Source organism: Halochromatium sp., from assembly GCF_054919635.1.
Genome location: NZ_JBUDPI010000294.1, coordinates 1 through 4,784, shown reverse-complemented (window position 1 = coordinate 4,784; position 4,784 = coordinate 1). Strand labels below are relative to the sequence as shown.

Annotated in this window: 2 protein-coding genes; one reads left to right on the top strand and one right to left on the bottom strand. The window is 64.2% G+C overall.

The window, feature by feature from the left end; all coding sequences use genetic code 11:
* The coding region (gene treS / locus ACY693_RS15150) for a maltose alpha-D-glucosyltransferase (RefSeq protein ID WP_462322647.1) at positions 1–3,314 on the bottom strand (3,314 nt) is incomplete at its 3' end.
* A gap of 699 nt (positions 3,315–4,013) precedes the next feature.
* On the opposite strand from treS, the gene ACY693_RS15145 reads away from it, so the two are divergent.
* Positions 4,014–4,784 (top strand): alpha-amylase family glycosyl hydrolase (locus tag ACY693_RS15145; protein ID WP_462322646.1); only part of this gene is annotated, 771 nt, incomplete at its 3' end.

Below are 4,784 nucleotides of genomic sequence, written 5' to 3'. Positions count from 1 at the left end.
GGGTCGATACAGACCGCCTGAATCGCCGCGTCGGCAACCTCATGAAATGACCGCAGGACCTGGGCCACGTCGATTAGCGGGCTCTGCTTATCAGTTGTCGCTTCCGTTGTGCGTTGCCAGTCACCACCAAAGTCGATGAAAAAGATGTCGTTTTCGACCACGAGCATCCGGCTCAGCGTCAGATCGCCATGAACCCGAATGCGCAGCGCAGCGCAGCCAGCGGCACCTGCACCGCCATCACGAACAGCACCAGCATCGACGCCAGCATCGGCTTCTTCATCGCCGCTGCCATTGCCATTGCCATCGCCATCGGAGAGTGACCGCAGCACCTCGGCGCGTTGTGCCAGCAGTGCCGTGGCCAACGGTCGGACCTCATCGGGCAGTTCCTCCTCGAAGTGTTCCAGCTGCGCCAGTGTCCGCTCCAAGTCCTCGGCGATCGAGGCAGCCCAGGTGGCCTGCTCCTGTGCGTCGACCTGTTCCGGCGCGAAGGCCCGGCCGACATCCTCTCGTGCCAGTGCGTGATGGAGCTCGGCGAGGCGGCGTCCGAGGTTGTCGATCAGGGTCTCGTAGCTCAGATGGGCTGCATCGGCCTGCCAGGCGTCGATGCGCTCGCCATAGGCATCACAGAGCCGGGACAGCAGCTCAAGGGTGAATGCCCGCAGGTTGCCCTGGTTATGGATGTACTCTTCGAGAATCGCCAAGGTGCAGCGGCCTCGCTGCTGATCGCTCTCATAGCTGAGCCAGCCGGCCAGCGCCGGGGTATTGGCGAAGCCGGCCACCTCATGCAGGTAGTGGCGAATCTGGATGTTGGGGTCGAGCGCAGGCTCGACCGCAGTCGCCTCCTCGCCCGTCGGTGCCCTCCCTGCTGACTCGCCTGAGCCCCTTGCCGATGCTGCGGTTGATGCTTCACTCGATGCGTTGGCGGACGCGCTCGTTGATGTCCTGGTTGATGTGCGGGGAGCGCAAGGCAACAGCTTGAGCATCAGTTGATCGCCGAGTGCGGCGCTGTGACCGCGATCCTCCGGCGGGATGCGAACCTCGGCCCCGGCACAATCGGCGGTCAAGCGCCCGAAGGCATTGGTGGGCTGCGCCGAGAGCAGACCATCACCCCATTCCGTCTGCGCGCCGCTGCCGATCAGCTCGATCATCGCGTGCACGAATCGGGGGTCTGCGAGCGCATCGCAGAGCTGGCCCGGGGTCGCATGGCGGCGTGCTTGCGCAAGCGTCGTCGCTGCCGGTGGCGCTGCGTTGAGCTCGGCGCCATCGTCTTGCCAGCGCAGCCCGAGCGGCAAGAGCAACTGCGCTTCGCGGCCATCGCCGAGTTCGACGCTGATCAGGGCCAAGAGCCAGTCGCGCCAGGCCTCAATGGCGCTGAGCTGCACCGCGGACAGTGGCGCACCACCCAGCGCAGTCCCCTGCCCGCCCCCCGACAGGGTCTGGAAACGGTTGCCGAGATAACCCGGAAGCACCCGGTCCTGCAGGAGTCGCCGTGCCCGTCGCGCCGGCTCAGGGCGCTTGGCTCGATCCGGGCGTAAGCTCTTCCAGCCCTCGGGCAGCACCAGCGTCGCTAGCCGCGGTGCCGGCAGCCGTTCGTCATGCCATGAGGGGGCATCGGCCTCATCCGAGAGCAGAAACCAATAGAAGCCGTGGCCCGCGAGCGTGAGCAGATAGGGCAGCTCGCCGATCGGCGGAAACGGCGTGCGGCCCAGCAGTTCGATCGGCACGCGCCCTTGAAACCGCGCCAGATCCAGCTCGACTGGCTGGGCCCCTCGGCTCAGGTTGACAACGCAGAGGAGGATCTCGTGTTTGTCTCTTGCATCATCCGGAATCGGGTCGGTATCGGTCGATTCGCGCACATAGGCCAGCACCTTACGGTTGCCCGGATGCAGGAACTCGATACTGCCGCGGCCGAAGACCCGATGCGCCTTGCGCACCTCGATGATGCGCCGCATCCAGTTCAGCAATGATGAGGCCGAGCGGGACTGAGCCTCGGCATTGACCGACTGATAGCCATAGACCGCATCCATGATCGGCGGCAGATAGAGCCGTTCCGGGTCGGCACGTGAGAAGCCGGCATTGCGGTCGGGCGTCCACTGCATGGGGGTACGCACCGAATCGCGATCGCCCAGATAGATATTGTCGCCCATCCCAAGCTCATCGCCGTAGTAGAGGATCGGCGAGCCCGGCATCGACAAGAGCAGGCTGAACATCAGCCGGATCTTGTTCGGATTGTTGTCAAGCAGCGGTGCAAGCCGCCGACGGATGCCGACATTGACCCGCATGCGCGGATCGCTGGCATAGGTCTGATACATGTAATCACGCTCACGATCGCTGACCATCTCCAGGGTCAGCTCGTCGTGATTGCGCAGGAAGAGCGCCCACTGACAATCGGCTGGGATGTCAGGGGTCTGCTCCATGATCTCGACCACCGGATGCCGATCCTCCTGGGCCAGTGCCATGTACATGCGCGGCATCAGCGGGAAGTGGTAGGCGACGTGGCACTCATCGCTGTCGCCGAAGTAATCGCGCACGTCCTCGGGCCACTGATTGGCCTCGGCCAGGAACATCCGGTTCTCGTAATGCGCATCGACCACCGCGCGCATCTGCTTGATCACCGCATGGGTCTCGGGCAGGTTCTCGTTACTGGTGCCATCGCGCACGCAGAGGTAAGGGATCGCATCCAGCCGCAGGCCGTCAACGCCAAGGTCGAGCCAGGCGCGCATCACGCGGATCACCGCCTTCACCACCTGCGGGTTGTTGTGGTTCAGATCGGGCTGATGCGAGAAGAACCGGTGCCAGTAGTACTGCTCGGCAACCGGGTCCCAGGTCCAGTTCGAGGCCTCGCTGTCGGTGAAGATGATGCGGGTCTCGGAGAAACGGCTATCGTCGTCGCTCCAGACGTAGAAGTTGCGCTTGCTCGAGCCCTTCGGTGCGCGGCGCGCAGCCTGGAACCAGGGGTGCTGATCGGAGGTGTGGTTGATGATCAGCTCGACGATCACGCGAATGCCACGGCGGTGCGCGGCACTGATGAAGCGACGAAAGTCGCGCTTGCTACCATAAGCCGGATGGACGTTGCGGTAGTCGCTGATGTCGTAGCCATCATCGCGCATCGGCGATGGGTAGAACGGCAACAGCCAGAGCGTATTGACCCCGAGCGCCTGGACGTAATCGAGCTTCTGGGTCAGGCCGCGGAAATCCCCGGTGCCGTTGCCGTCGGTATCGAAGAACGCCTTGACGTGGGTCTGGTAGATGATCGCGTCCTTGTACCAGAGCGGATCGGCGGCGGAGGTCTCGAGATCAGGTAGGTCAGGCATAAGGATGCAGGTTAGCCCCTGCGTCGACCCTGCGGCGGCATCGCAGGTGTCAGCGGAGACTGTATCGGGAATCGGCTCAGGGTCATGCCATCAGTCGCTGCAATGGTTGGACCAACACCCTTCACCCTACAGACCTTCGCAGCGGCCAATCCGGGCGGCTCGCTTCCAGGCAGCTCGCTCGACGAGACGCACCCCCATAGCGGTGCATAGCAACCAGAAGGCGGCTCAAATCGACCTGCCGCATCGATGCATCTCGGCTAGGCGTCAGGGACGCCGACCTGCGATGCGCCGGGCTTGTGCGCAACGGCGCAATCGCTCGGAGGCGCCGTCTTCAAGCCGTTTTCGCGCCAGGTTGGGCGCCAGATTGGGCGCCAGTTTAGGCGGCGATTTGGAAGTCAGCGGACCTTGACGCGGTCCATGGGCAGCAATTGACCAGGCCAGCGCAGTGCTGCTAAGGGCGGCAATCCACTTGGCATAGCGGCAGCAATCCGCCTGTTAATCCACCGGGTAATCCGCCTGGTACAGCGCATGCTTTCCACCTCGGAAAGCCTGCCGGAGCCGAGCGTGCAGGCCGCATTGGGCGCATCCAGACCGGCGCGCGTCCACTCTCAATGTTAGCTCGAGTCAGTCTCAACCGAGACAGCCAACCGAGACAGCAAACGCCCAACGCCATACCCAACGCCATAGAGGGAGCCCGCCATGTCGACCTCGAAACACCGGATGCCCTTCGGCGCAGAATGCCTGTCCGACGGCGGCGTCCGCTTTCGCTTTTGGGCACCAGAGGCCGGTCAGGTCGTACTCAGACTCTTCGACGGCGATGACGAGCAAGGCATCAGCATGACCACCGATGATGAGCAAAGCATCGGCATGAACCGCGATGACGACGGCTGGTTCGAGCTCACGACGGCGAGCGCTCGCCCGGGGATGCGCTATGCCTTTCGCATCGCCGGCGAGCGCGTCGACGGCCAGCAGACCGTGCCAGACCCGGCCTCTCGCTTCCAACCAGCCGATGTTCACGGCCCAAGCGAGATCATCGAGCCAAACGCTTTCCGCTGGCCAGACGGCGAGCCCTGGCGCGGGCGCCCCTGGGAAGAAGCGGTCTGCTACGAGCTTCATCTCGGCACCTTCTCACCAGAGGGCACCTTTGCCGGCGCCGCCAAGCGACTGGATCAGCTCGCCGAGCTTGGCGTCACCGCGCTCGAGCTGATGCCGGTGGCGGCGTTTCCGGGCCAGCGCAACTGGGGCTACGACGGGGTGCTGCCGTTCGCCCCTGATGCCAGCTATGGCCGCCCCGAGGACCTCAAGGCCCTGGTACAGGCCGCCCACGAGCGCGGCCTGATGATCCTGCTCGACGTCGTCTACAACCATTTCGGACCCGAAGGCAACTATCTGCACCTCTACGCCCCCCAGTTCTTCAACGAGCGGCATCAGACACCCTGGGGTGCGGCGATCAACTTCGACGGCCCCGAC